24 protein-coding genes are annotated in these 24,148 nt (G+C 72.5%); 15 read left to right on the top strand and 9 right to left on the bottom strand.

Annotated features, from left to right (window positions below):
* Position 1 precedes the first annotated feature (1 nt).
* Both AB0B02_RS04985 and AB0B02_RS04980 read left to right on the top strand, forming a co-directional pair.
* Positions 2-1,339 carry an aminotransferase class I/II-fold pyridoxal phosphate-dependent enzyme gene (locus AB0B02_RS04985; RefSeq protein WP_357296856.1) on the top strand — a complete coding sequence of 446 codons (1,338 nt, stop codon included), beginning with the start codon at positions 2-4 and terminating at the stop codon, positions 1,337-1,339.
* An 86-nt stretch (positions 1,340-1,425) separates the two neighbouring features.
* Positions 1,426-2,124 carry a UdgX family uracil-DNA binding protein gene (locus AB0B02_RS04980; RefSeq protein ID WP_357296854.1) on the top strand — a complete coding sequence of 233 codons (699 nt, stop codon included), beginning with the start codon at positions 1,426-1,428 and terminating at the stop codon, positions 2,122-2,124.
* 212 nt (positions 2,125-2,336) lie between these two features.
* Here AB0B02_RS04980 and AB0B02_RS04975 read toward each other — a convergent pair whose 3' ends face one another.
* Both AB0B02_RS04975 and AB0B02_RS04970 read right to left on the bottom strand, forming a co-directional pair.
* On the bottom strand, positions 2,337-2,534 hold the full coding sequence (locus tag AB0B02_RS04975) for a DUF397 domain-containing protein (protein WP_281935445.1): 198 nt from the start codon (positions 2,532-2,534) through the stop codon (positions 2,337-2,339).
* The gene (locus AB0B02_RS04970) at positions 2,525-3,292 is read right to left on the bottom strand and encodes a DUF5753 domain-containing protein (protein ID WP_281935444.1); all 768 of its coding nucleotides are present in this window, start codon (positions 3,290-3,292) and stop codon (positions 2,525-2,527) included. Before AB0B02_RS04970 ends, AB0B02_RS04975 begins: the two co-directional genes overlap by 10 nt.
* A gap of 112 nt (positions 3,293-3,404) precedes the next feature.
* On the opposite strand from AB0B02_RS04970, the gene AB0B02_RS04965 reads away from it, so the two are divergent.
* The gene (locus tag AB0B02_RS04965) at positions 3,405-3,638 is read left to right on the top strand and encodes a hypothetical protein (RefSeq protein WP_357296851.1); all 234 of its coding nucleotides are present in this window, start codon (positions 3,405-3,407) and stop codon (positions 3,636-3,638) included.
* 92 nt (positions 3,639-3,730) lie between these two features.
* On the opposite strand, the gene AB0B02_RS04960 is transcribed toward AB0B02_RS04965, so the two are convergent.
* A complete protein-coding gene (locus AB0B02_RS04960; RefSeq protein ID WP_281935440.1) occupies positions 3,731-4,378 on the bottom strand; it encodes a 4a-hydroxytetrahydrobiopterin dehydratase in 648 nt (215 codons plus the stop codon).
* A gap of 164 nt (positions 4,379-4,542) precedes the next feature.
* On the opposite strand from AB0B02_RS04960, the gene AB0B02_RS04955 reads away from it, so the two are divergent.
* From AB0B02_RS04955 to rny, 7 genes are all read left to right on the top strand, one after another.
* Complete coding sequence (locus AB0B02_RS04955; protein ID WP_357296850.1) at positions 4,543-5,685, top strand: acyl-CoA dehydrogenase family protein; 1,143 nt, start codon at positions 4,543-4,545, stop codon at positions 5,683-5,685.
* A 67-nt stretch (positions 5,686-5,752) separates the two neighbouring features.
* Complete coding sequence (locus tag AB0B02_RS04950) at positions 5,753-7,057, top strand: MFS transporter (protein WP_281935436.1); 1,305 nt, start codon at positions 5,753-5,755, stop codon at positions 7,055-7,057.
* Between the two features lie 4 nt (positions 7,058-7,061).
* Positions 7,062-7,262 carry a DUF3046 domain-containing protein gene (locus tag AB0B02_RS04945; RefSeq protein ID WP_018785963.1) on the top strand — a complete coding sequence of 67 codons (201 nt, stop codon included), beginning with the start codon at positions 7,062-7,064 and terminating at the stop codon, positions 7,260-7,262.
* A gap of 185 nt (positions 7,263-7,447) precedes the next feature.
* Entirely contained in the window at positions 7,448-8,497 is a 1,050-nt protein-coding gene (recA, locus tag AB0B02_RS04940; protein WP_107159085.1) for a recombinase RecA, read from the top strand.
* An 11-nt stretch (positions 8,498-8,508) separates the two neighbouring features.
* A complete protein-coding gene (locus AB0B02_RS04935) occupies positions 8,509-9,201 on the top strand; it encodes a regulatory protein RecX (protein ID WP_357296845.1) in 693 nt (230 codons plus the stop codon).
* Between the two features lie 121 nt (positions 9,202-9,322).
* On the top strand, positions 9,323-10,057 hold the full coding sequence (locus AB0B02_RS04930; RefSeq protein WP_357296842.1) for a 3-keto-5-aminohexanoate cleavage protein: 735 nt from the start codon (positions 9,323-9,325) through the stop codon (positions 10,055-10,057).
* A 446-nt stretch (positions 10,058-10,503) separates the two neighbouring features.
* Entirely contained in the window at positions 10,504-12,270 is a 1,767-nt protein-coding gene (gene rny / locus AB0B02_RS04925) for a ribonuclease Y (RefSeq protein WP_357296841.1), read from the top strand.
* 73 nt (positions 12,271-12,343) lie between these two features.
* Here the strand turns inward: rny and AB0B02_RS04920 are convergent, their stop codons facing one another.
* From AB0B02_RS04920 to AB0B02_RS04905, 4 genes are all read right to left on the bottom strand, one after another.
* The gene (locus AB0B02_RS04920; protein WP_357296839.1) at positions 12,344-13,219 is read right to left on the bottom strand and encodes an amino acid ABC transporter permease; all 876 of its coding nucleotides are present in this window, start codon (positions 13,217-13,219) and stop codon (positions 12,344-12,346) included.
* The gene (locus tag AB0B02_RS04915; RefSeq protein ID WP_357296837.1) at positions 13,219-13,893 is read right to left on the bottom strand and encodes an amino acid ABC transporter permease; all 675 of its coding nucleotides are present in this window, start codon (positions 13,891-13,893) and stop codon (positions 13,219-13,221) included. The genes AB0B02_RS04920 and AB0B02_RS04915 overlap by 1 nt, the downstream gene beginning before the upstream one ends.
* A gap of 79 nt (positions 13,894-13,972) precedes the next feature.
* Positions 13,973-14,839: a glutamate ABC transporter substrate-binding protein gene (locus AB0B02_RS04910; protein WP_357296836.1), complete on the bottom strand. Its 867-nt coding sequence runs from the start codon at positions 14,837-14,839 to the stop codon at positions 13,973-13,975.
* Positions 14,840-14,890: 51 nt separating this feature from the next.
* Positions 14,891-15,637, bottom strand: coding sequence for an amino acid ABC transporter ATP-binding protein (locus tag AB0B02_RS04905; protein ID WP_281935423.1), 747 nt, complete (start codon positions 15,635-15,637; stop codon positions 14,891-14,893).
* A gap of 208 nt (positions 15,638-15,845) precedes the next feature.
* Between AB0B02_RS04905 and selD the strand changes: the two genes are divergently transcribed.
* The 3 genes from selD to miaB all read left to right on the top strand — a co-directional run bounded on the left by selD (position 15,846) and on the right by miaB (position 19,089).
* A complete protein-coding gene (gene selD / locus AB0B02_RS04900; RefSeq protein WP_357296834.1) occupies positions 15,846-16,829 on the top strand; it encodes a selenide, water dikinase SelD in 984 nt (327 codons plus the stop codon).
* A 203-nt stretch (positions 16,830-17,032) separates the two neighbouring features.
* On the top strand, positions 17,033-17,512 hold the full coding sequence (locus AB0B02_RS04895; RefSeq protein WP_281935421.1) for a hypothetical protein: 480 nt from the start codon (positions 17,033-17,035) through the stop codon (positions 17,510-17,512).
* A gap of 77 nt (positions 17,513-17,589) precedes the next feature.
* The gene (gene miaB, locus AB0B02_RS04890) at positions 17,590-19,089 is read left to right on the top strand and encodes a tRNA (N6-isopentenyl adenosine(37)-C2)-methylthiotransferase MiaB (RefSeq protein WP_357296830.1); all 1,500 of its coding nucleotides are present in this window, start codon (positions 17,590-17,592) and stop codon (positions 19,087-19,089) included.
* 99 nt (positions 19,090-19,188) lie between these two features.
* On the opposite strand, the gene AB0B02_RS04885 is transcribed toward miaB, so the two are convergent.
* A complete protein-coding gene (locus AB0B02_RS04885) occupies positions 19,189-20,820 on the bottom strand; it encodes a cellulase family glycosylhydrolase (RefSeq protein ID WP_281935417.1) in 1,632 nt (543 codons plus the stop codon).
* 295 nt (positions 20,821-21,115) lie between these two features.
* The gene (locus AB0B02_RS04880) at positions 21,116-22,324 is read right to left on the bottom strand and encodes a DUF349 domain-containing protein (RefSeq protein WP_357296826.1); all 1,209 of its coding nucleotides are present in this window, start codon (positions 22,322-22,324) and stop codon (positions 21,116-21,118) included.
* A 200-nt stretch (positions 22,325-22,524) separates the two neighbouring features.
* Between AB0B02_RS04880 and AB0B02_RS04875 the strand changes: the two genes are divergently transcribed.
* Both AB0B02_RS04875 and miaA read left to right on the top strand, forming a co-directional pair.
* Positions 22,525-23,244: a hypothetical protein gene (locus AB0B02_RS04875; RefSeq protein WP_357296824.1), complete on the top strand. Its 720-nt coding sequence runs from the start codon at positions 22,525-22,527 to the stop codon at positions 23,242-23,244.
* The gene (gene miaA / locus AB0B02_RS04870) at positions 23,241-24,146 is read left to right on the top strand and encodes a tRNA (adenosine(37)-N6)-dimethylallyltransferase MiaA (RefSeq protein ID WP_281935412.1); all 906 of its coding nucleotides are present in this window, start codon (positions 23,241-23,243) and stop codon (positions 24,144-24,146) included. The genes AB0B02_RS04875 and miaA overlap by 4 nt, the downstream gene beginning before the upstream one ends.
* Positions 24,147-24,148: the final 2 nt, after the last annotated feature.

Here is a 24,148-nt window from a genome sequence, read left to right as displayed (position 1 = left end):
TGTGTCAGCACGTTATCAGATCAGCGGTGCCACGTCGGTGGCCATTTCGGCGAGCGTGGAATCCGCCGTCCGCGCCGGCGCGCTCGCCCCGGGCGACCCGCTGCCCGCGGTCCGGGCGCTCGCCGGCGAGTTGGGCGTCAGCCCGGCCACCGTCGCCCGGGCGTACCAAGACCTGCGGCAGCGTGGCCTGGTCGTCACCGCCGGCCGGCTCGGCACCCGGGTCCGACCCCGCCCGCCGGTGGCCGCCCGCCGCGCGGCGCTGCTGCCGCCACTGCGCCCCGACACCCGCGACCTCGCCAGCGGCCACCCCGACCGCCGGCTGCTGCCGCCGCTCGGGCCGCACCTGGCCGCGCTCGCCGCCGGATTCGGGCCCGCCACCGGGTACGCGGAAGCTGCCGTCCTGCCCGAACTGGCCGCCGCCGCCCGGGAACGGCTCACCGCCGACGGGGTGCCGGCCGACGAGCTGACCGTGACCGGCGGCGCGCTGGACGGCATCGAGCGGCTGCTCGCCGCCCACCTACGGCCCGGCGACGCGGTCGCGGTGGAGGACCCCGGGTGGGCCAACCTGCTCGACCTGATCGCCGCGCTCGGCCTGCGTACCGTCGGGGTGCCGGTGGACGACGAGGGCCCGACCGTGGCCGGGGTGCGGGTCGCGCTGGCCGCCGGCGTCCGGGCGCTGGTGGTGACCAGCCGGGCCCAGAACCCGACCGGCGCGGCCGTCTCCGCCGACCGGGCCGAGGCGCTGCGCACGCTGCTCGCCGACCGGGCCGACCTGCTGCTGATCGAGGACGACCACGCCGCCGAGCTGGCCCGCGTACCCCTGCACCCGCTCGCCGGGGTGACCCCGGCGTGGGCCCTCGTCCGGTCGGTGAGCAAGCCCTACGGGCCCGACCTGCGGCTCGCCGTGCTGGCCGGCGACGAGGCCACGGTGGCCCGGGTGGCCGGACGGGCGCAGGTCGGCGCCGGTTGGGTCTCCACCGTGCTGCAACACCTGGTCCTGGCGCTCTGGCGTGATCCGGCCACCGCCGAGCTGGTGCGGCGCGCGGCGGACGGCTACGACCGGCGGCGGGACGGACTGGTCGCCGCGCTCGCCGCGCGCGGGCTGGCCGCGCACGGGCGCACCGGGATCAACGTCTGGGTGCCGGTGCCGGACGAGACGGTCGCGGTCACCGCCCTGCGCGACGCCGGCTGGTCGGTGGCGCCCGGCAGCCTCTACCGGATCGCCGCCGCGCCCGCCGTCCGGATCACGGTGAGCACGCTCGACGACACCGACCTGCCGCCGCTAGCCGACGCACTCGCGCACGCGGTGCGCCCCGTGAAAGGAGGGGCCCCCTATTAACGCCTCCGGTATAGCAGGGGCCCCCTCCTAACACGCGCGCCGGCAGATGCCGCGTGCCGGCCGGCGGACGGGGTAGAACGGTCCGCATGGCCGAGACCGAGAACGCGCCCGGCGCGCAGGAGTTCATCCCGCCGTCGGCGGACACCATCGACGCGCTGCGGACCGCGGCGGCCGGATGCCGCGGCTGTGAGCTGTACCGGGACGCGTCGCAGACCGTCTTCGGCCGGGGCGACGAGAGCGCCCGGGTGGTCTTCGTCGGCGAGCAGCCGGGCGACGTGGAGGATCAGCAGGGCCTGCCGTTCGTCGGCCCGGCCGGCCGACTGCTGCGTAAGGCCGTGGACGACGCCGGCCTGGACCCCGGCCAGATCTACCTGACCAACGCCGTCAAGCACTTCCGCTTCGAGCTGCGCGGCAAGCGGCGCATCCACCAGACCCCGGACCGGGTGCACATCACCGCCTGCCGGCCCTGGCTGGTCGCCGAGTTCGCCCGGCTGCGCCCGGAGCTCGTGGTGGTGCTCGGCGCCACCGCCGCCAAGGCGCTGCTCGGCCCGACGTTCCGGGTGACGAGACAACGTGGCGAACTGCTGCCCTGGCCGGCCGCCGCCCAGCACCCGGAGGACTTCGCGCGGGTGCCGGTGGACCGGTCCGGCGCGGTCGCCGACGCGCCGGACACCCGGCTGCTCGCCACCATCCATCCGTCCGCCGTGCTGCGCGCCGACAACCAGGACATCGCGTACGAGGGCCTGGTCGCCGACCTCAAGGTGGCGGCCGGCGTGCTGCGCTGAGGTCGGCCGCGTTCTTCCGGTTCCCGATTCGAGCGGCGTCCCCGGCAGCACGGTCGTGCCGGGAGACCTGTAACCTGAATGCGATATACCTCTGCGTCATTATTATGACTCAGAGGCATACGACGTCGAGGTGATGTCTTCCCGTCCCCTGACCCGCCGACCGCACGAACCGCACCCCATCGGCGTGTCGAATCCGGGAAGGCACGTTGTGCTCAGGCCAGGTGCTGTTCCTTGATCGCGGCGACGAACGTCTGGAAGGTCTCCGAGGCGAACACCAGCGCCGGCCCCTTTCGGTCCTTGCTGTCCCGGACCGCGACGACACCGGGGAGATCGGCAGCCACTTCCACACAGTTGCCGCCGTTGTTGCCGCTCTTCGTGCTCTTGTGCCAATGCGCGCTGCTCAGGTCCATGATGCTGCCGCTTCTCTGATCAGGTTGGCCGATTGGGTTCGAGGGAGAGCCTCTCCTACTATGCGTGCCCAGCGTTGCTCCAGGATGCCGACATCCTCCCGATCCTCAATGATCTGCGCCCTTACCTGGGCGTCGACGTGAGCGACCCGAGTGCCGTCGGGCATCTCGGCCATCGCAAACGGACCCCCCATTCCTGGGTACAGCGGCGAGCCGAGAGGGACAATGTGCACCCGCACAGAGGTCAGCTCGGTGCAGGCGAGGATGTGCAGGCACTGCTCGCGCATCACCGAACGGTCCGAGTTGGCCGGACGACGAAGGACCGCCTCGTCCATGACGGCGACAAAGAGCGGAGGCCGGGACCGGCGCAGGATCGACTGGCGCTCGATCCTGGCGGCGGTCAGCGCGTCGACCTCCTCCAGCGTCAGTGACTCCATCGCCAGTGTCGCCCTGGCGTACGCCTCGGTCTGCAACAGCCCGGGCACCCAAGCCAGTTCGAAGCCACGGAGGGCGAGGGCCTCCCGCTCGATGTCGGCCCACGGCCGGAACCATGACGGCTCACGTCTCTTGAGTACGTCCGGCCACAGGTCCTTGACGTCCCTGCCGAGGATGGCCGCGACCCGGGAACGGGCCACCGGGCGCGGGATGCGCCCACGGCTGACCCACCGCTGTGCCGTCTTGGGGTCCACGCCGGTCTGCGCGGCAAGGCTCTCCGCGGTCTCCCCGGCCTCGGTCATGGCCGCGATGAGTCCGTGATTCACGGCATCTCCTCAGTGGACGTCCCCGACGTCTCCCGAACATACATCAACGCAGTGTGAGGGTCCTGTCACCACGCGGCATCCTGCCGGAAGGCGGCGATGCGGAGGTGCGGAGATGCCCAGGTGGAAGTGGTTCCAACGCGAGAACGAGCCGGTCGACGTGGTGCAGCCGGCGACGGCTTATCCCGACCGGGCCGGCGCCCACGCGAAGCAGCCCGAGGCTTCCCATAAACGGGAAGTCGACGAACGCCAGTCGGACGGCGGCTGCGAGCGCCTCGCGCGAGCCGGGGAGATGCTGCGCGCCTGGCGGAACAACCGGGAGAAGACCGATGACGCTGAACGGCGGTGACGTCCTGCTGGTCACCAGGGCGGCGAGCGTCCAGTTCACAAAGCCGGTCCGGTTCCGCGTGATCAAGGACGTCACGGACGCCGCCGACGAGGTCAGGCGCGTCCCTGCCAGGTGCACAGGCAGACCCGGTTGCCGTCCGGGTCGGCGAGCATCCAGAAGTTCGGGGCCTCCGCGTCACTGACCAGCGTGCCGCCGGCCGCGAGCGCCGCCTCGATGCGCGCCGCGACAGCGGCCGGGTCGACCCACACATCCGGATGCCAGCGCTGCCGGGGCTCCTCGCGGCCGGACGCCTGGAACCAGATCGTGGGCAGCGCGCCGGCCGGGTCGCGTACCTCGTTGGTGGCGTCGCCCGACGGCTCCCACGCCAGGACCGCCCGCCAGAACGGCGCGACGGCGGCGTGCTCGGGGCTGTCCAGCGCGAACTCCAGGCGGGACAGCCCGGCCGGGGACGGCGACAGGCCGGCGTCGGCGGCGAGCGCCGAGATCGTCCGGGCCAGGCGCAGGTCCCGCCCGGTGACGCCGCCCGCGTCGTGCGACCACAGCCGCACATCCACAAAGGTGTAGCGCAGGTCCAGGTCGGGATGATGGTCCACCCGCTCGGCCTCCGCGCCGACCGCGGCCACCAACGCCAGACCGGCCGCGAAGTCGGGGGTACGGATGCGGGTGTGCAAAGCGCCCAGCAGGTACGTCCACCCGTCCAGCCCGGCGTCGGCGATCTGTGCTCCGGTCAGCGTGGTCACCGGGTCATCCTGACGCGCGTCCCGCCGACCCGCCACCCCGGAGGCACACAGGTTGCGAGCGGCGCTGTGCGGGCTGGGCATGTGCTCACGGCCCTCGCTGCGCTCGGTGCGTTCGCTCATGCGGCCCCTGTCCAGGGCGGGTGAGCGGTGCCAGACTGGCCGCCATGGAGCAGCATCTCTACCAGCCGGTGCACGACGAGTTCCGGGACCTGTGCCGTCGGTTCCTCGCCCGGGAGGCGGTGCCGCACCACGAGCGCTGGGAGGCCGAGGGCATCGTCGACCGCGCGGTGTGGCGGGCCGCCGGCGCGGCCGGGCTGCTCGGGCCGGACGTGGACCCGGCGTACGGCGGTGGCGGGCAGCGTGACTTCCGGTTCAACGCGGTGCTCGACGAGGAGATCATCGCGGCCGGCTGCACCGGTCTGGGCTTCGGCCTGCACAACGACGTGGTGGCGCCGTACCTGACCGAGCTGACCACCGCCGACCAGCGCAAGCGCTGGCTGCCGGGCTTCTGCTCGGGTGACCTGGTCACCGCGATCGCGATGAGCGAGCCGGGCGCGGGCAGCGACCTGGCCGGCATCCGCACCACCGCGGTCCGGGACGGCGATTCGCTGGTGCTCAACGGCCAGAAGACGTTCATCACCAACGGTGAGCTGGCCGACCTCGTGGTGGTGGTGGTGAAGACCGCCCCGGAGCAGGGCGCGCACGGGGTGAGCCTGGTGGTGGTGGAGCGTGACACGCCGGGCTTCGGCCGGGGACGCCGGCTGGCCAAGGTCGGGCTGAAGGCCAACGACACCGCCGAGCTGTTCTTCGACGACTGCCGGGTGCCGGCGGAGAACCTGATCGGCGCCGAGAACCAGGGCTTCTACCACCTGATGGCCAACCTGCCCCGGGAGCGGCTGAGCATCGCGGTCGCCGCGGTGGCGGCCTGCGAGAAGCTGCTCGCGCTGACGCTGGAGTACGCCCGCTCGCGGGAGGCGTTCGGCCGCCCGATCGGCTCGTTCCAGCACAACCGGTTCCTCCTGGCCGAGCTGGACACCGAGGTCACCATCGCGCGGACGTTCGTGAACCACTGCGTCGCCGAGCACGACGCGGGCCGGCTCTCGGTGACCGACGCGGCGAAGGCGAAGTGGTGGACCACCGAGTTGCAGACCCGGGTCGCCGACCGGTGCGTGCAACTGCACGGCGGGTACGGCTTCATGGCGGAGTACCCGGTGGCGAAGGCGTGGCTGGACAGCCGGGTGCAGACCATCTACGGCGGCACCACCGAGATCATGAAGGAGATCATCGGCCGCGGCCTCGGCCTGTAGCGAAACCGGGTGCCGGCCGGTCGGTCCGGTGCGGAAGGATGGGGCACCCGTCCCCACCAGGAGCGCCATGGCCACCGACCTGACCGCGCCGGCCCCGCCCCGGCCCGATGTCGCCGCCATCCAGCGGCGTACCCTCCGGCTGCTCTTCCTCACCCAGATCGTCGGCGGCCTCGGCGTGGCCATCGGCATCTCGGTCGGCGCGCTGCTCGCCGCCCGGATCGCCGGCACCGCCCTGGCCGGGCTGGCGCAGAGCGCCGGGGTGGTCGGCGCGGCGCTGCTCGCCGTGCCGGTGACCCGGCTGATGGCGGCGCGCGGGCGGCGCCCCGGGCTGGTCCTGGCCTATCTGATCGGCGCGACCGGCGGCGTGCTTGTGGTGGCCGCCGCGGTGACCCGTGTGGTGCCGCTGCTCTTCGTCGGCATGCTGCTGTTCGGCGGTGGCACGGCGGCCAACCTCCAGGCCCGCTACTCGGCGGTGGACCTCGCCGAGCCGGCGCGCCGGGGCCGGCAGTTGTCGCTTGTGGTCTGGGCCACCACCATCGGCTCGGTGACCGCGCCGAACCTCGCCTCGTTCGCCGACGACGCCACCCGGGGCTGGGGCGTGCCGACGCTGGCCGGGCCGTTCGTCTTCAGCGCCGTCGCGTTCGTGCTGGCTGCCGTCGTACTCTTCGCGTTGCTCCGGCCGGACCCGCTGCGCACCGCGCGCCGGCTGGCGGCGGCCGAACCGGCCGCTCCCGCCGGCCCCGACCGGGCGGTCACCCGCCGCGGCGGCATGGTCGCCGCGTGGCGGACGGTACGCGGGCGGCCGGCCGCCCGCCTCGGCATCGCCGCGGTCGCGGTGGGGCACCTGGTGATGGTCGCGGTGATGTCGATGACCCCGGTGCATCTCGGTGAGTGGCACTCCGACGCGGACGTGCTGCGGGTGGTCGGCATCGTGCTCAGCCTGCACATCGCCGGCATGTACGCGTTCTCGCCGGTGGTGGGCTGGCTGACCGACCGGCTGGGGCGGCGGCCGGTGATCCTCGGCGGCGTGGCGCTGCTGCTGGCCGCGTGCGCGGTGGCCGGCACCGCCGGGCACCACACCCCGCCGCTCTCGGTGGGGCTGGCGCTGCTCGGGCTGGGCTGGTCGGGCACCATGGTGGCGGGCTCGACGCTGCTGTCGGAGTCGGTGCCCGCCGCCGACCGGCCCGGTGTGCAGGGCCTGTCCGACCTGCTGATGGGGCTGGCCGGGGCGGGCGCGGCGGCGGTGAGCGGGTTCGTCATGCGGGCCGTGGGGTACCCGACGCTCACCCTGCTGGCGGCGATCGCGGTGGTGCCGCTGGTGGCGCTGGCGATGCGGCGTCCCGGCGCGGAACCACTCGACGAGGAGGACTGAACACGTGCGGCTGACCGACTTCTGGACGCGTCTGGAGGAGGCGTTCGGGCCGGGCTACGCGGCCAGCATCGCCAGCGACCAGGTGCTGTCGCAGCTCGGCGGGCGGACCGTCGAGCAGGCGCTCGCGGCCGGTGAGGAAACGCACGTGGTGTGGCGGGCGGTGGTCGCCGCGTATCCCGACCGCGTGCCCGCACGGCTACGCTGAGCAGCCTTTTCTCTGGTTCCGCGTGTCGCTTGCCCAGTCGTACACCTGTTCGGCTATTGTCCACAGCGGGGTGCTCGTCCACAGCTCACGGCCCGTCGGCTGGTTTTCTGTCGGACCCAGCGCCTAGCGTGTCCCGCGTGACGCGAAGCTCAGGAAAGACGCCGGCGAAGGCAGGGGTGGCAACGATGGCGGCAGGTCCTGACCGGGAGAAGGCGCTAGACCTTGCTCTCGCTCAGATCGACAAGCAGTTCGGCAAGGGTTCGGTGATGCGGCTGGGGGAGCGGCCCGTCGTGCAGACGGCGGTCATCCCCACCAGCTCCATCGCGCTCGACGTGGCGCTCGGCGTGGGCGGTCTGCCGCGCGGCCGGGTCGTCGAGATCTACGGTCCGGAGTCCAGCGGTAAGACCACCGTCGCCCTGCACGCGGTGGCCAACGCCCAGCGGGCCGGTGGCATCGCCGCGTTCATCGACGCCGAGCACGCGCTCGACCCGGAGTACGCGAAGGCGCTCGGCGTCGACACCGACGCCCTGCTGGTCTCCCAGCCGGACACCGGCGAGCAGGCGCTGGAGATCACCGACATGCTGGTCCGCTCCGGCGCGATCGACATCATCGTGATCGACTCGGTCGCGGCCCTGGTGCCGCGCGCCGAGATCGAGGGTGAGATGGGCGACAGCCACGTCGGCCTCCAGGCCCGGCTGATGAGCCAGGCGCTCCGGAAGATCACCGGCATCCTCAACAACACCGGCACCACCGCGATCTTCATCAACCAGCTCCGCGAGAAGATCGGCGTGATGTTCGGCAGCCCGGAGACCACCACCGGTGGTCGGGCGCTGAAGTTCTACGCCTCGGTCCGGCTCGACGTGCGCCGCATCGAGAGCCTCAAGGACGGCACCGACGTGGTCGGTAACCGCACCCGGGTCAAGGTCGTGAAGAACAAGGTCGCCGCGCCGTTCAAGCAGGCCGAGTTCGACATCATGTACGGCAAGGGCATCTCCCGTGAGGGCTCCCTGATCGACGTCGGTGTGGAGCAGGCGATCATCCGCAAGTCCGGCGCCTGGTACACCTACGACGGCGACCAGCTCGGCCAGGGCAAGGAGAAGGCCCGCGAGTTCCTCCGCGAGAACCCGGACGTCGCGGCCGAGATCGAGAAGAAGATCCTGGAGAAGCTCGGCGTCGGCACCGGTGGTGCGGGCGATGCCGCCGGCGGCCCGGAGTTGCCGCCGGTCGACTTCTGATCCGCTGACCAGTGGCAGGACGACGCGCCCGTACGGGACGGGGCTGGGATGCCAGCCCACCCCGTACGGGTGACGCCACCGGCGCGCCGCAGCCCCGCCGTGGCCGCCGTGGTCGCGCGGTGGAGTCCGATCCGGGGGAGGCTCCGGCTCCGCCGCGCGACGAGGCCGAGCTGGCCCGTGAGATCTGCCTGCGGCAGCTCGCCACCCGACCGCGCACCCGGGCCGAGCTGGCCGGCGCGCTCGCCCGGCGCGGCATCTCCGAAGAGGTGGCCGAGCGGGTCCTCGACCGTTACGACGAGGTCGGCATCGTCGACGACGCGGCCTTCGCCCAGGCCTGGGTGAGCAGCCGGCACACCGGCCGTGGGCTGGCCCGCCGGGCGCTCGCCAACGAGCTGCGCCGGAAGGGCGTCGACGACGAGTTGGCCGGCGCGGCGCTGGACGGGATCGACGAGGAGGCCGAGGCGGAGACCGCCCGCGCCCTGGTGGACCGGAAGCTGCGCACCGCCCGGGGCGAGCCCGACGCGGTGTTCCGGCGTCTGGTCGGCATGCTGGCGCGTAAGGGCTACCCGGCCGGCGTGGCGATCCGCGCGGTGAAGGACGCGCTGGCCGCGCAGAGCGCCGAGGCGGCGGAGTTCGCCGAGCACATCGACGCCGACGCCCTGGCCGACGCGGAGAACGACCTCGACGCCCGCCGGCACGACTGACCGTCCGGGCCCGGGCGCGACGGTCCGGCGCCGGTGGTTCGCCCGCGAGACCGGCGGCGGACTGCGCGCCGAGGACGTGGTGATCTGCGTCGCGGGCGCCATGGCAGAAGGGGGCACACCGGTGCTGAAGGCGTGTCTGAACGGCGGGCGGCGACGGGACGAGCACCCCGCCGTCCCGCTCACCCCGGCCGAGTTGGCCGCCGACGCCGCCCGCTGCGTGGCCGCCGGGGTGGCCGCGGTGCACGTGCACCCGCGTGACGACAGCGGCGTCGAGTCCCTCGACCCGGCCGTGATCGCCGCTGCGGTCGACGCCGTCCGGGCCGCCTGCCCCGGCCTGCCGGTCGGGGTCAGCACCGGCGCCTGGATCGTGCCCGACCCGCCCGAGCGGGTGGCCGCGGTGCGCGCCTGGACGGTGCGGCCCGACTTCGCCTCGGTCAACGCCCACGAACCGGGCGCGGCGGCGGTCGCGGCGGCCCTGCACGAGCGCGGCGTCATGGTCGAGGCCGGCCTCTGGACGGTGGCGGCGGTCGACGCGTGGCGTCGCTGGCCGACTCCGACCGGCCGGGTCCTGGTGGAGTGCATGGCCGAACCGGCGGAGGCGGCGCTCGCCGACGCGGTGGCGATGCTCGCCGCGCTGCCGACCGGGTGCCCGCCGGTGCTGCTGCACGGCGAGGGGCCGGCCACCTGGCCGGTGTTCGTCGAGGCGGTCCGTCGAGGCCTGCACACCCGCATCGGCCTGGAGGACACGCTGCTGCTCCCGGACGGCAGCCGCGCGCCGGACAACACCGCCCTGGTCGCCGCCGCCCGGCATCATACCCCGGGGATGGGTCTGAGCAGCCGGGAAACGTCACGCTAGGATGACAGGCGGCGAGGTTTGTCCGGCCCTGTCCGGCATATTCTCAGCAATCCGTGACGGCTCAACTTCTCTCCGTCCGGGTGGTTTGATCATGACTCCTTGACCGAACGGGTCCTCGCGACCTAGCCTCGCCATACAGGCTCACTTTGCCCGACCAGCGCAGGCTAAGCGCACAACATAGATCGCGTAACAGAACAGCATCACTTTGGCCAGCTTCACCGGCCCTTGACGGCAGCTCCGGACCCGGTCCGGAGCGTCCGACAACTGCAACCGGCCGTCGGCGGTTCCCCCCGAAGGGGCACCGCCGACGGAAAGCTGCCCACAGCCAGCCGCTCCGGTCGGGCGTCCAGAGTCGCAGGCGCGTGCCCGTCGGCGCGTGTCCTGCGGCGCCGACGTTCAGGGGAGGCGGCCATGGCGCGGCGGCACAGGTTCACCGGCGGTCTGCGATGAGCGCCTTCGACGTCGTCCTCCTCGTGGTGGTGCTGCTGCTGGTCGTGGTGGTGGTCGGCGCCGTGCTGTTCGGTGTGCGGGCGCTCCAGCGGCTCAGCCTGGCTCCGGCACCGGAGGACCCGGCCTTCATCGCGGAGAAGGACCGGCAGGAACAGTCCCTGGCCGCGTTGCGTACCGCCGCCGACGAGGTCAACAGCACCATCGACGTGGCGAAGTCGGCGGCCTCCGCGGCCCGGGCCGAGGCAGCCGCCGCGAAGGCCGAGGCGAAGGCCGCCCGCGCCGAGGCGCGACGGGTGCTCGACGACGCCCGCACCGAGGCCGACACGGTGCTGGAGCGGGCGCACAAGCAGGCCGAGGCGGACGCCGAGCAACTGCGTACCACCGCCCGGCGCAGCGGCGAGCGGGAGGTCGCGGTGCTCGCCGCCACCACCCGAGAGCAGGCCGCCGAGGTGGAGCGCCGGGCCGCCCGGATGGACGAGCGGGAGCGGCTGCACACCGAGGAGGTGGAGCGGCTCGCCGAACGGGAGCGGCAGCTCACCGCCGCGACCGCCGCGCTCGCCGCCCGGGAGGCCGCGCTGGCCGAGCGCGAGCGGGCGCTGACCGAGGTGGAGGAGAAGCGCCGCCGCGAACTGGAGCGGGTGGCCGGGCTGACCGCCGACGCCGCGCGGGCCGAGCTGGTCGAGTCGATCGAGGGACAGGCGAAGCGGGAGGCCGCGCTGCTGGTCCGGGAGATCGAGTCGGACGCGCGGGGCACCGCCGAGCAGCGCGCCCGGCACATCGTGGTGGACGCCATCCAGCGGGTGGCCAGCGAGCAGACCGCGGAGAGCGTGGTCAGCGTGCTGCACCTGCCCGGCGACGAGATGAAGGGCCGGATCATCGGCCGGGAGGGGCGCAACATCCGCGCCTTCGAGTCGGTCACCGGCGTCAACCTGATCATCGACGACACGCCCGAGGCGGTGCTGCTCTCCTGTTTCGACCCGGTCCGCCGGGAGGTCGGCCGGCTGACGCTGGAGAAGCTGGTGCTGGACGGTCGGATCCATCCGCACCGGATCGAGGAGGTCTACGACCTGGCCCGCCACGAGGTGGAGGAGCTGTGTCACCGGGCCGCCGAGGACGCCCTGGTCGAGGTGGGCATCACCGAGATCCACCCGGAGCTGGTCACCCTGCTGGGCCGGCTGCGCTACCGGACGTCGTACGGGCAGAACGTGCTCAAGCACCTGGTGGAGACCGCGCACATCGCCGGCACCATGGCCGCGGAGCTGCGCCTGGACGTGGCGACCATCAAGCGCTGCGCGTTCCTGCACGACATCGGCAAGGCGCTCACCCACGAGGTGGAGGGCAGCCACGCCATCATCGGCGCCGACCTGGCCCGCAAGTACGGCGAGGCCGAGGACGTGGTGCACGCCATCGAGGCGCACCACAACGAGGTGCCGCCGCAGACCATCGAGGCGGTGCTGACCCAGGCGTCGGACGCCTGCTCGGGCGGGCGGCCCGGGGCCCGGCGGGAGAGCCTGGAGGCGTACGTCAAGCGGCTGGAGCGGATCGAGGAGATCGCGGCCGGCAAGCTCGGTGTGGAGAAGGTGTTCGCCATGCAGGCGGGCCGGGAGATCCGGGTGATGGTCAAGCCGGACGACGTGGACGACATCGGCGCGGCCGTGCTGGCCCGCGACGTGGCCAAGCAGATCGAGGAGGAGCTGACCTATCCGGGGCAGATCCGGGTGACCGTGGTGCGCGAGTCCCGGGTCACCGAGATCGCCCGCTGACGGACGCGTGGGGATGGTGGCCGGTGCCGGCCGCCATCCCCACGCTGTTTTCGGTGCCTGTAGACGCCGCCGCTCAACCCTGTGGTTCGGTCGCCGGGGCGTCGTCCCGTGGCGCCGTCGCCTGTTTCGGGACCCGGAATCCGCGTCGCCTGGTGCGCCGGTCCAACCAGTTGGCGAAGGTGGTCAACATCGAGTTGATCGCGATGTAGATGGCGGCCACCACGATCGCCGCGGCGACCACGTTCCCGCGGTTCGCGGACAGGTCGTTGACGCCCCGCTGGAGCAGTTCGGGGAAGGCCACGATGTAGCCGAGCGCGGTGTCCTTGAGCAGCACCACGAGCTGACTGACGATCACGGGCAGCATGGCCCGGGCCGCCTGCGGCACCAGGATCAACTGCATCACCTGGCTCTTCCGCATGCCGACGGCGTACGCCGCCTCGGCCTGGCCCGCCGGGATCGAGCGGATGCCGGCGCGGAACGCCTCGGCGAGCACCGACCCGTTGTAGAGCGTGAGGCCGACGACCACGGACCAGAAGGCCGACACCGGTCCCTGGATCAGGAACGGCACACCGTAGAAGATGAAGAAGATCATGAGGAGCAGCGGGACGGCGCGGAAGAACTCCACGATCGCGCCGGCCGGAATCCGGACCCACCAGTGGTCGGAGAGCCGGCCGACCGCGAACAGGACGCCGAAGGCCAGCGACAGCACCATGCCGGTGGCGGCGGCGAGCAGGGTCTGCCGCAGGCCGGGCCAGATGAACTGGGTCCAGGTGGGCGCCTCGGTGAAGGGCTGCCAGAGGCTGCCCTCCCACTGCCCGGCCTGGTCGAACTTGGCGTAGACCCACCAGAGCAACGCCACCAGTCCGACACCGAAGACGACGCTGAGCGCCACGTTACGGATGCGGGCCCGGGGCCCGGGGTGGTCGTAGAGGACGGAACTGGTGCTCATCAGCGCTTCACCGCCAGTCGGTTGGCCAGCCAGCCGAAGAAGTAGCCGGTGGGGACGAGGATCGCGGCGAAGGTGCCGGCGAACACCAGGAAGATCGGGATCACGGCGTCGCCGTTGTCGTTGATGAGCTGCTTCATCACGCTGGACGCCTCGATCACGCCGATCGTGCCGACGATCGTGGCGTTCTTGCACAGCGCGATGAGCACGCTGCCCAGCGGGGCCACCACGGCCCGCCCGGCCTGCGGCAGGATCACGATCCGCAGGGTCTGGAAGAAGGTCAGGCCGATCGCGCGGGCGGCCTCCGCCTGGCCGGCCGGGACGGTGTTGACGCCGGAGCGGATCGCCTCGCAGACGAACGCGGCGGTGTAGACCGACAGGCCGACCACCCCGAGCCAGAAGTTGTTCAGGTCCAGGTCGTCGGAGAGGCTCACGCCCAGCGTCGAGTAGAGGCCGAAGTAGCAGAAGAAGATGATCAGCGTCAGCGGTGTGTTGCGGAAGATGTTGACCCAGGCCGTGCCGAAGCCCCGCAGCACCGGCACCGGGGACACCCGGAAGGCGGCGAGGAGCACGCCGAGCACCAGCGCGAGGACCGCCGACGCGCCGGTCAGCTTGAGGATCCAGAGAAAGCCCGACAGGTACGCGTCGAGGTTGGTCGGATCAGCGAATACGTGCATGCGTCGACTCCCGGGGCACGTCGTCGGCGTCGTGACAGCCCAGGGCCGGCACCCCGCGGGGTGCCGGCCCTGGAACAGGTCAGACGCTGCCGCAGTTGGTCAGCTTCGTGGTGTCCAGCTCGGGCGCGGCCTTGCCGCTCTTGCCCAGGGTGGCGTCCCAGGCGGCCTTGTACGTGCCGTCCGAGGCGGCGGTCTTGAGGATCTCGTTGACCTTCTCGCAGCCGTCCTTGTCGTCCTTCTTCAGGCCGATGCCGTAGGGCTCGGTCGAGAAGGTCTTGCCGACCACCTTGAACTTGCCGGCGTACTGGGGCTGCGCGGCGTAGCCGGCGAGGATGATGTCGTCGGTGGTCACCGCGTCGACCTTGCCGCCCTCAAGCGCGGTGATGCACTTCGAGTACGCGTCGAACTGCTGGAGGCTGGCCTTCGGGTAGTCGGTCTGGATCCGCTTGGCCGGGGTGGAGCCCTGCGCCGAGCAGACCTTCTTGCCGTCCAGACCCTCCGGGCCGGTGATCGTGGAGTCGGCCTTGACCAGCAGGTCCTGGCCGGCGATGAAGTACGGGCCGGCGAAGTTGACCTTCTGCTTGCGCTCGTCGTTGATGGTGTAGGTCGCCACCACCAGGTCGACGGTGCCCTGCTGGATGAAGGGCTCGCGGTTGGCCGAGACGGTGGTCTTCCACTCGATGTTGTTCGCGTCCACACCGAGGCCCTTGGCCACGATCTTGGCGATCTCGATGTCGAAGCCCTCGTACTGGCTGCCGGTCTGGATGCCGAGACCCGGCTGGTCGGCCTTCACGCCGATGACCAGCTTCTTCTGGCTCTGGGCCTTGCCGATGATGCCCTTGGCCCCGCCGCTGCCGGAGCCGCTGTCCCCGTCGCCGCCGCAGGCGCTCATGCCGAGCGCCAAGGTCGCCGCCGCGGCTACCGCCGCCACGCGCTTCATACGCATACTCATCTCCTTCTTCGACGGAGCCGCCGGGGACGACTCCACTACGGACGCTCAGTGCGTGAGGATTTTGGAGAGGAAGTCCTTGGCCCGCTCGCTGCGCGGGTTCGCGAAGAACTCGTTCGGCGGGGCGTCCTCGACCAGTTTGCCGTCGGCCATGAAGATGACCCGGTTGGCCGCGTGCCGGGCGAAGCCCATCTCGTGCGTGACCACCACCATGGTCATGCCGTCGCGCGCCAGCGAGGTCATCACGTCGAGCACCTCGCCGACCATCTCCGGGTCGAGCGCGCTGGTCGGCTCGTCGAAGAGCATCGCCTTGGGCTGCATGGCCAGCGCGCGGGCGATCGCCGCCCGCTGCTGCTGGCCGCCGGAGAGCTGGGCCGGGTACTTGTCCGCCTGGTTGGCGATGCCGACGCGGTCGAGCAGGGCCAGGCCGCGCTCGCGGGCGGCGGCCGGCTTCTCCTTGCGGACCTTGACCGGCCCGAGCGTGACGTTCTCCAGGATGCTCTTGTGCGCGAAGAGGTTGAACGACTGGAACACCATGCCGACCTCGCTGCGCAGCTTGGCCAGCGGCTTGCCCTCGGCCGGCAGCGGCTGCCCGTCGAACGTGATGGTGCCGTTGTCGATCGGCTCCAGCCGGTTGATGGCGCGGCACAGCGTCGACTTGCCGGAGCCGGACGGGCCGATGACCACGACCACCTCGCCCCTGCCGACGGAGAGGGACACGTCGTCGAGCACGTGCAGCGGCCCGAACCACTTGTTGACCCCGTCGAGCACGATCAGCGGGTCGCCCGTCGTCACGATCGTCCACCGTCCCTGTCGTCCGTGCCGGAACAGAGGGTCGGTCGACCCCCGGTTGGGCAACTGTAGGCGGGGTGACGTGGCGGAACGCAACTCAGTTGGTCACGGAGCGGTAACACCGGTCACCGGTGTGCCGGCGGGTCCCAATTCCGTCCCTGGCCGGGGCGCCCGAGTGGCGACGCCGCCGTCTCGCGGAGATCATGGAGCGATGACGTTCCGGCTCACCGAGTACGCCCGTGGCGGCGGCTGCGCCTGCAAGATCCCGCCCGGTGAGCTGGAGGCGATGGTCGCCGGGTTGGGCCCGAGCGGCGGCGCCGCCGAACTGCTGGTCGGCCTGGAGAACGGCGACGACGCCGCGGTGGTCCGGCTGGACGAGCGCACCGGCCTGGTGACCACCGCCGACTTCTTCACCCCGGTCGTCGACGACGCGTACGACTGGGGCCGCATCGCCGCCGTCAACGCGCTCTCCGACGTGTACGCCATGGGCGGCACCCCGCTCGTCGCGCTCAACCTGCTGTGCTGGCCGCGGGAGGTGCTGCCGCTGGAACTGGCCCGGGAGGTGCTGCGCGGCGGGCAGGACGTGGCCCGCGAGGCGGGCTGCCACCTGGCCGGCGGGCACAGTGTGGACGACGACGGCCCGAAGTACGGCCTGGCGGTCACCGGGTTGGTCCGCCCGGACGAGTTGATCACCCTGGACGCCGGTCGGGCCGGGCTGCCGCTGTCGCTGACCAAGCCGCTCGGCGTGGGCGTGCTCAACACCCGGCACAAGCAGACCGGGGAGCGCAACGCTGCGGCGGTCGACTCGATGACCCGGCTCAACCGGGACGCCGCCCGCGGCGCGGTGGCCGCCGGCATCCGCTGCGGCACCGACGTGACCGGCTTCGGGCTGCTCGGGCACGCCTCGAAGCTGGCCCGCGCCAGCCGGCTCACGGTGGTGATCGACACCGCCGCGGTGCCGTACCTGGAGGGCGCGCGGGAGGCGCTGCGCGACGGGTACGTCAGCGGCGGCACCCGGCGCAACCTGGAGTGGGTGACGCCGTGGACCGACTTCGGCGACGTCGACGAGGCCGAGCGGCTGCTGCTGGCCGACGCGCAGACGTCGGGCGGGCTGCTGGTGGCCGGCGAGGTGCCGGGCGGCACGGTGGTCGGTGAGTTGCTGCCCGCCTCCGACACGTTGATCCGGCTGCGCTGACCGGCGTGGCAGCGGTGCGGACGCGACACCGTACCCGATAAACTGTCATCTTCCCGCTACTCAGGGCAACGTCGCCCAGGGGAAATTTTGCCCGGAATGGTCACAGACCGGTAACTTGCCCCCGGTCGAGGTCAAATGCCCCCCACCATCGTCAGTAAGGCCCGATCCGGAGGCCGGTGGGACGAGCGCAGCGAGGAGGCGGCATGACCGAGCTGTGGAACTGGAGAATCGACGGCGGCGCGCCGGTGGAGGTCTACCCGGCGTTGGCCGAGGCGCTCGGCCGGGTGGTGATGCCGCTCGCCGTCGCCGACCCGGTCCGGCTGCCCGCGTACGCGGTGGTCTGCGACGTGTGGGAGGCGCCCGGGGCGTACGGCACCGTGGTCGACTGTTACGGCGTGCCCGAACGCCTGCCCGAGCTGCCCGCCATCGCGGCCCTGGCCCGGGTGCTCGGCCGCAACTGCCTGATGCGCGACGACACGCTCGACGCCGGCCGGCACCTGCTGGTCGCCCCGGACGGCACGATCCGCCCGGTGCACTTCGACGTGGTCGAGACCGACGACGGCGAGGCGCTCAGCGACCAGCGGCTCTGCACGCTTGCCGACCCCGGCTGCCGGGGCTGGTCGCAGTGCCACCGCTCCCGCTGGGCCCCCGACTCGGTCGCCCCCGCGCTGGCCGCCGCCTGACCGGCCCCCACCCCCCACCCGCCGGGCGGGACACGGGGGTGGGGCGGTCCGGGTGGCCCGGATACGCTGTCCGGGTCATGACTACCGCAGCCGCGGGCAGCCCGCGCACCTACCAGGTGCGCACGTACGGCTGCCAGATGAACGTGCACGACTCCGAGCGCATCTCCGGCCTGCTCGAAGACGCCGGCTACGTGCGCGCCGCCGAGTCCGTCGAGCAGCCCGACGTGGTGGTGTTCAACACCTGCGCGGTCCGGGAGAACGCCGACAACCGGCTCTACGGCAACCTCGGCCACCTCCGCCCGGTCAAGACGAAGCACCCCGGCATGCAGATCGCGGTCGGCGGCTGCCTGGCCCAGAAGGACCGCGGCGAGATCGTCCGCAAGGCGCCCTGGGTGGACGTCGTCTTCGGCACGCACAACATCGGCTCGCTGCCGGCGCTGCTGGACCGGGCCCGGCACAACGCGGCGGCCGAGGTGGAGATCCTCGAGTCGCTGGAGGTCTTCCCGTCCACGCTGCCGACCCGGCGCGAGTCGACGTACGCGGGCTGGGTCTCCATCTCCGTCGGCTGCAACAACACCTGCACGTTCTGCATCGTGCCGTCGCTGCGCGGCAAGGAGAAGGACCGCCGCCCCGGCGACGTGCTCTCCGAGGTGCGCGCGCTGGTCGCCGAGGGCGTGCTGGAGGTGACGCTGCTCGGGCAGAACGTCAACTCCTACGGCGTGGAGTTCGGCGACCGGTACGCGTTCGGCAAGCTGCTGCGCGCCTGCGGCGACGTCGACGGGCTGGAGCGGGTCCGCTTCACCAGCCCGCACCCGAAGGACTTCACCGACGACGTGATCGCCGCGATGGCCGAGACACCGAACGTCTGCCACTCGCTGCACATGCCGTTGCAGTCCGGCTCCGACGACGTGCTGCGGGCGATGCGCCGCTCGTACCGGTCGGAGAAGTACCTGGGGATCATCTCCAAGGTCCGGGCGGCGATGCCGGACGCGGCGATCACCACCGACATCATCGTCGGCTTCCCCGGCGAGACCGAGGCGGACTTCCAGCAGACCCTCGACGTGGTCCGGGAGGCCCGGTTCTCGTCGGCGTTCACGTTCCAGTACTCCAAGCGCCCCGGCACCCCGGCCGCCACCATGGCCGACCAGCTCCCCAAGCAGGTCGTGCAGGAGCGCTACGAGCGGTTGATCGCCTGTGTCGAGGAGATCACCTGGGCGGAGAACAAGAAGCTGGTCGGGGAGACCGTCGAGGTGCTGGTCGCCGTCGGCGAGGGGCGCAAGGACGAGCGCACCGGCCGGATGTCCGGCCGGGCCCGCGACGGCCGGCTCGTGCACTTCGCCACCGGTGACCTGGCCGGGCGGATCCGCCCCGGCGACATCGTGCACACCACTGTCACGTACGCCGCCCCGCACCACCTCAACGCGGACGGGGCACCGGTGGCGCACCGGCGTACCCGGGCCGGCGACGCGGCCGAGGCGGGACGCGCCCCGCGTACGCCCGGGGTGCTGCTCGGGCTGCCGACGGTGGGCGCGCCGGCCGAGTCGCCCGCCCCCACCGGCGGCTGCGCCGCCCACTGACCCGCCCGCGCTGAAGGAGGGGCCCCTTCTTAACACCGAGTGTTAAGAAGGGGCCCCTCCTCTACCGAATGCGTTAGGAGGGGGCCCCTCCTTACACCATCAGCAGGCGGTGCCGTTGAGCTTGACGGTGGCGGGGGCGGCGGCGGTGCCGTTGGCGGTGAAGCCGACGGTCACCGAGGCGCCCGGCGCCAGCGACGACGCCCAGTTCGGCGCGGCGGCCGTGACCGTCGTGCCGGACTGCGTGACGGTGGCGTTCCAGCCGCTGGCCAGCGTCACCCCGGACGGCCACGTCCAGGTGGCCGACCACGGGTTCAGCGCGGCGGTGCCGGTGTTCTTCACGGTCAGCTCGCCCTGGAACCCGCCGGCCCAGGCGTTGGTCTGCTTGTAGCTGGCGGTGCAGCCGCCGCTGGGCGCCGGCGTCGTCGGTGCCGGCGTGGTCGGCGCCGGTGAGGTGTTCGGGGTGCCGGTCGGGGACGGGCTGCTGGTGCTGCCGCCACCCGTCGGCGGGATCAGGTACGGCTGGAGGATGGCCTGCTTGGCCTGGTTGACGGTGGTCCAGTCGTCGTTGGCGATGCCGCCGGTGTCACCCGAGTTCGGGTTCCACGACCAGTAGGTGAACGACATGCCGTTGACCCCGGTGCCGGTGTAGGCCATCAGGTTCTCCAGCCAGACCTTGTCCTTCGGGTCCTGGAGCGTGGTGCCGAACTCGCCCATCATGATCGGCGCGATGTTCTGCTTGTAGAGGTAACCCCAGTACTTGTCCCAGATCGCCGGCATGTTCGCCGGGTAGCTCGGGTCGTCGAACCAGGCCTGCCGGTAGACCGAGGTGGCGTACTCGTGCGGCGAGTAGACCAGCCGGTTCGCCACGTTCAGCCGCACCGGGAACTGCCCGGCCTTGGACAGGTTGCCGCCCCACCAGCCGCAGTCCTCGTCGTTGCTGGGGTCGTTGTCCCAGACGTTCGACAGACCGCCGCTCGGGCAGCTCACCCCCTCCACGAAGATCAGCCAGTTGGGCTGCACGCCGAGGATCGCGTTGCCGGCCCGCTCGGCGGCGAGCCGCCAGTCCCGGGCGGTGTCGCCGCAGCCCCAGCAGGCGCCGGTGGCGGCCGGGTTGGTGCCCTCGGCGTGCGGCTCGTTGTGCAGGTCCGCGCCGATCACCGTGGGGTTGTTCGCGTACCGCTGGGCCATCGTCTTCCAGTCGGCGATCCAGGTCGCCTCGGACACGCCCGAGGTGTACCAGAGCGGCGACTGCCCGGCCGAGGTCGGCCGGTGCCGGTCCAGGATGACCCGCATCCCCTTGCTGCCCGCGTAGCCGATGACCTTGTCCAGGATCTGCAACGGGGAGAGCCCGATCAGGTCCGGGTTGACGAAGTCGTTGATCCCGGTCGCCGTCGCGCCGGGCTTGATGGAGTCGTTCGAGAACGGGATGCGCAGCGTGTTGTAGCCCAACCGGGCCATGGTGTCGAGTTGGCCGCGCCACGGGTTGCTCGACCACAGGCCGTGGAACGTCTTGTTGTCGGTCTCCATGCCGAACCAGTTGATGCCGGTCAGCCGGACGGTCGCGCCCGTGCTGTCGACGATCTTGTTGCCGTTGGTGTGCAGGTAACCGGTGCCGGTGCCGCCGGCCGCGGCGACGGCCGGGGTGGTGCTGACGGCCGCGGCGACGAGGATGCCGGCCGCGGCGGTGGCGAGCGCCGTCAGGGCGCCGCCGAGGGCGGTGCGTCGGTGCATGGGAGCTCCACTTCGGATGCCCGCGCCGCTCGGGCGCCGCGGGCGGCAGGACCAGGAGGCCCGACCCGCTCGTCATCGAGTACGCGGACAGCGTCCGCCGGGCCGGTCACGTGGACGGCCAACCGCGGGGGAACACCGGCGATCCTCGACGGCACGATCACCCGTCGACGCCCTGCGCCGGCGTCACAACCTGACTCCGCCGCCCATTCTGATCAGCCCACCTCGATGCGTCAACCGCCGCCCGGACAGACGGAAGCCCCGGCCCGCCAGGGACCGGGGCTTCCGAACGCGTCCGTCAGCCGGCCTGCTCGGCGAGCTGGAGGAACTGGCGCTTGGACGCCAGCGCCTGCTCGGCCTCCTTGATGCGGCGGGAGTCGCCGGCCGCCTGGGCCCGGGCCAGCCGCTCCTCGGCCTCGGCCACCTGGGCGCGCATCTGCGCCAGCAGCGGATTGTCCTCCTTGGAGGTGCGCCGCCACGCCGAGTCCATCACCTGGCGGACCTTCTCGTCCACCGTCCGCAGCCGGCGCTCCAGGCCGGCGGCCGCCTCGCGGGGCACCCGGCCGGCCTCGTGCCACTGCGCCTGGATCTCCCGCAGCTTCGCCTGGGCGCCCTTCGGGTCGCCGTCGACGTCGAGCGCCTCGGCCTCGACCAGCAGCGCCTGCTTGCGCTCCAGGTTGACCTTCTGCTCGTTGTCCCGCGCCGAGAAGACCTCGCTGCGGCGGGTGAAGAACTCGTCCTGCGCGGCCCGGAACCGTTCCCAGAGCTTCTGCTCGGCCTCCTTGGCGGCGCGCGGCGCGGCCTTCCACTGAGCCATCAGGTCCTTGAGCTGGCCGGCGGTGACGCCCCAGTCGGTGGACTCCTTGAGCTTCTCGGCCTCGGCGACCAGCTCCTCCTTGACCGTCTGCGCCTGCTTGCGCTGCTGGTCGAGGGAGGCGAAGTGGGCGCCCCGGCGCCGGGTGAAGCCGTCCCGCGCGGCGGCGAACCGCTTCCACAGCTCACCGTCGGTCTTCTTGTCGACGCCGCGGATGGTCTTCCACTCGTCGAGGATCTCCTTGAGCCGGTCGCCCGCGGTCTTCCAGCCGGTCGACTCGGCGGCCAGCTTCTCGGCCTCCTCGACCAGGGCGGTCTTGCGGGTCAGCGCCTCGCCCCGGGCGGCCTCCCGGGCCGCCTTGGCCTCGCCGGCCTTCTCCTCGGCGACGGCGGCCAGCTTGTCCAGCCGGGCGGCCAGGGCATCGATGTCCCCGACCACGTGCGCCTCGGCCAGTGACGCGCGGATCCGGCGGATCGTGGTCAGCGAGTGGCCGGCATCGGCCGCGCCCGAGTTGAGCCGGGCCTCGGTGAGGTCCACCTCGGTCACCAGGTCGGCGAAGCGCCGGGCGAAGTGGGCGAGCCCTTCCTCCGGGGCCCCCGCCTGCCAGGATCCGACCACCCGCTCGCCCTCGGCGGTCTTGACGTAGACGGTGCCGTCCTCGTCGACCCGTCCGAAGGCAGTCCAGTCGCTCATGTGCCCATCCTCGTTCTCCCGGCGCCGAGGGAACAGCCCTCGGTCGCCGCCACGGCGCAGCAAACTTTCTCCCGGCATTGTCACAGGTCCGCCCCCGTCCGTGTCGAGCGCCTGTCGTCGACCGTGACCATACGGTGTCGTACGCCCTCGATGACCGGATCGGCGCGGGACGCACCGGGGTGTCCCGCTAGGTTGGGGTCGTGCCCCTGGTCGCCGCCGCCGTCTGCCCCCATCCGCCGCTGCTCGTGCCCGAGCTGGCCGGCGCCGCCGCACCCGAGCTGGACGACCTGCGGGCCGCCGCCGACGCGGCGGTCGCCCGGCTGCTCGCCGCCGAGCCCGACGCGATCCTGCTCGTCGGCGGGGGACCGGAGACCGTCCGGTTCAACGCCGCCGACTCGGGCTCTCTGCGCGGCTTCGGGCTCGACCGGCCGGTGCGGCTGTGGAAGATCTCCTGCTCGGGCGGAGAGGTCCTGCCGCTGAGCCTGACCATCGGCGCCTGGCTGCTGAACCGCTCCGGCACCGGGCTGCCCCGCCTGGCCCGGTCGGTGGCCCACGACGCCGCACCGGCGGAGTGCGCGGCGTTCGGCGCGAGCCTGATCGCCGACGACGATCCGCGGGTCGCGCTGCTCGTGCTCGGCGACGGGTCCGCCTGCCGGGGCGTCACCGCGCCGGGGTACGACGACCCGCGCGCGCCCGCGTACGACGAGGTGGTCGCCGCGGCCCTGGCCGGCGCGGACGCCGACGCCCTGCGCGGCCTGGACCCGGTGCTCTCCGCCGAGCTGCGGGTCGCCGGGCGGGCGCCATGGCAGACGCTGGCCGGCGCGGTGGGCGCGGCGGGCGGCGACTGGCGGGGCGAGCTGAGCTACCACCGGGCGCCCTACGGCGTCGCCTACTTCGTGGCGAACTGGGAGCTGTCATGACCGTCGTCGCGGTGGTCGGGCCGACCGCGGCCGGCAAGTCGGCGCTGAGCATCGCGTTGGCGCACGCGCTCGACGGCGAGGTGGTCAACGCCGACTCGATGCAGCTCTACCGGGGCATGGACGTCGGCACCGCCAAGCTGACCCCGGCCGAGCGGGAGGGCGTGCCGCACCACCTGCTGGACATCTGGCCGGTGACGGAGCCGGCCAGCGTCGCCGAGTACCAGAAGCTGGCCCGCGCGGCGGTCGACGACATCCTCGCCCGGGGGCGGGTGCCGTTGCTGGTCGGCGGCTCCGGGCTCTACGTGCGGGCGGTGCTGGAGCAGTTCGAGTTCCCCGGCACCGACCCGACGCTGCGGGAGCGGCTGGAGGCGGAGCTGGCCGAGGTCGGCCCGGCCCCGCTGCACGCCCGGCTCGCCGCCGCGGACCCGGTGGCGGCGGCCGGCATCCTGCCCGGCAACGGCCGGCGGATCGTCCGGGCGCTGGAGGTGATCGAGCTGACCGGCGCGCCGTTCACCGCGTCGCTGCCGGCGCCCACGCCGTACTACCCGTCCGTGCAGCTCGGCGTGGACCTGGACACCGCGACGCTGGACGAGCGGATCGCGCTGCGGGTGGACCGGATGTGGGCCGACGGCCTGGTCGACGAGGTGCGCACGTTGGTCGGCGCGGGGCTGCCGGCGGGCCGGACGGCCAGCCGAGCCCTCGGCTACCAGCAGGTGCTGCGGTTCCTGGCCGGTGAGCTGACCGAGACGCAGGCGTACGAGGAGACGATCCGGGCCACCCGCCGCTTCGTCCGCCGGCAACGCTCGTGGTTCCGGCGCGATCCGCGCGTGCACTGGCTCGACTCGGCCGCCCCCGGGTTCGTCGACACGGCGCTGCGGATCGCCGTCGGGCATCGGGGATGATG

The organism is Micromonospora sp. NPDC049240, assembly GCF_040647835.1.
Lineage (GTDB): Bacteria > Actinomycetota > Actinomycetes > Mycobacteriales > Micromonosporaceae > Micromonospora.
Note: the sequence above shows the minus strand (reverse complement) of the source record. Positions and strands in the feature narration are given on the sequence as shown.

Excerpts from the sequence above, each read along its gene's own strand:
- AB0B02_RS04980 (WP_357296854.1), top strand. The coding sequence starts at position 1,426 with ATGGCCGAGACCGAGAACGCGCCCGGCGCGCAGGAGTTCATCCCGCCG.
- miaB (WP_357296830.1), top strand. The coding sequence starts at position 17,590 with ATGACTACCGCAGCCGCGGGCAGCCCGCGCACCTACCAGGTGCGCACG.
- AB0B02_RS04880 (WP_357296826.1), bottom strand. The coding sequence starts at position 22,324 with ATGAGCGACTGGACTGCCTTCGGACGGGTCGACGAGGACGGCACCGTC.
- AB0B02_RS04975 (WP_281935445.1), bottom strand. The coding sequence starts at position 2,534 with ATGGACCTGAGCAGCGCGCATTGGCACAAGAGCACGAAGAGCGGCAAC.
- AB0B02_RS04950 (WP_281935436.1), top strand. The coding sequence starts at position 5,753 with ATGGCCACCGACCTGACCGCGCCGGCCCCGCCCCGGCCCGATGTCGCC.
- AB0B02_RS04915 (WP_357296837.1), bottom strand. The coding sequence starts at position 13,893 with ATGCACGTATTCGCTGATCCGACCAACCTCGACGCGTACCTGTCGGGC.
- AB0B02_RS04910 (WP_357296836.1), bottom strand. The coding sequence starts at position 14,839 with ATGCGTATGAAGCGCGTGGCGGCGGTAGCCGCGGCGGCGACCTTGGCG.
- recA (WP_107159085.1), top strand. The coding sequence starts at position 7,448 with ATGGCGGCAGGTCCTGACCGGGAGAAGGCGCTAGACCTTGCTCTCGCT.
- AB0B02_RS04920 (WP_357296839.1), bottom strand. The coding sequence starts at position 13,219 with ATGAGCACCAGTTCCGTCCTCTACGACCACCCCGGGCCCCGGGCCCGC.
- rny (WP_357296841.1), top strand. The coding sequence starts at position 10,504 with ATGAGCGCCTTCGACGTCGTCCTCCTCGTGGTGGTGCTGCTGCTGGTC.
- miaA (WP_281935412.1), top strand. The coding sequence starts at position 23,241 with ATGACCGTCGTCGCGGTGGTCGGGCCGACCGCGGCCGGCAAGTCGGCG.
- AB0B02_RS04885 (WP_281935417.1), bottom strand. The coding sequence starts at position 20,820 with ATGCACCGACGCACCGCCCTCGGCGGCGCCCTGACGGCGCTCGCCACC.
- AB0B02_RS04895 (WP_281935421.1), top strand. The coding sequence starts at position 17,033 with ATGACCGAGCTGTGGAACTGGAGAATCGACGGCGGCGCGCCGGTGGAG.
- selD (WP_357296834.1), top strand. The coding sequence starts at position 15,846 with ATGACGTTCCGGCTCACCGAGTACGCCCGTGGCGGCGGCTGCGCCTGC.
- AB0B02_RS04965 (WP_357296851.1), top strand. The coding sequence starts at position 3,405 with ATGCCCAGGTGGAAGTGGTTCCAACGCGAGAACGAGCCGGTCGACGTG.
- AB0B02_RS04955 (WP_357296850.1), top strand. The coding sequence starts at position 4,543 with ATGGAGCAGCATCTCTACCAGCCGGTGCACGACGAGTTCCGGGACCTG.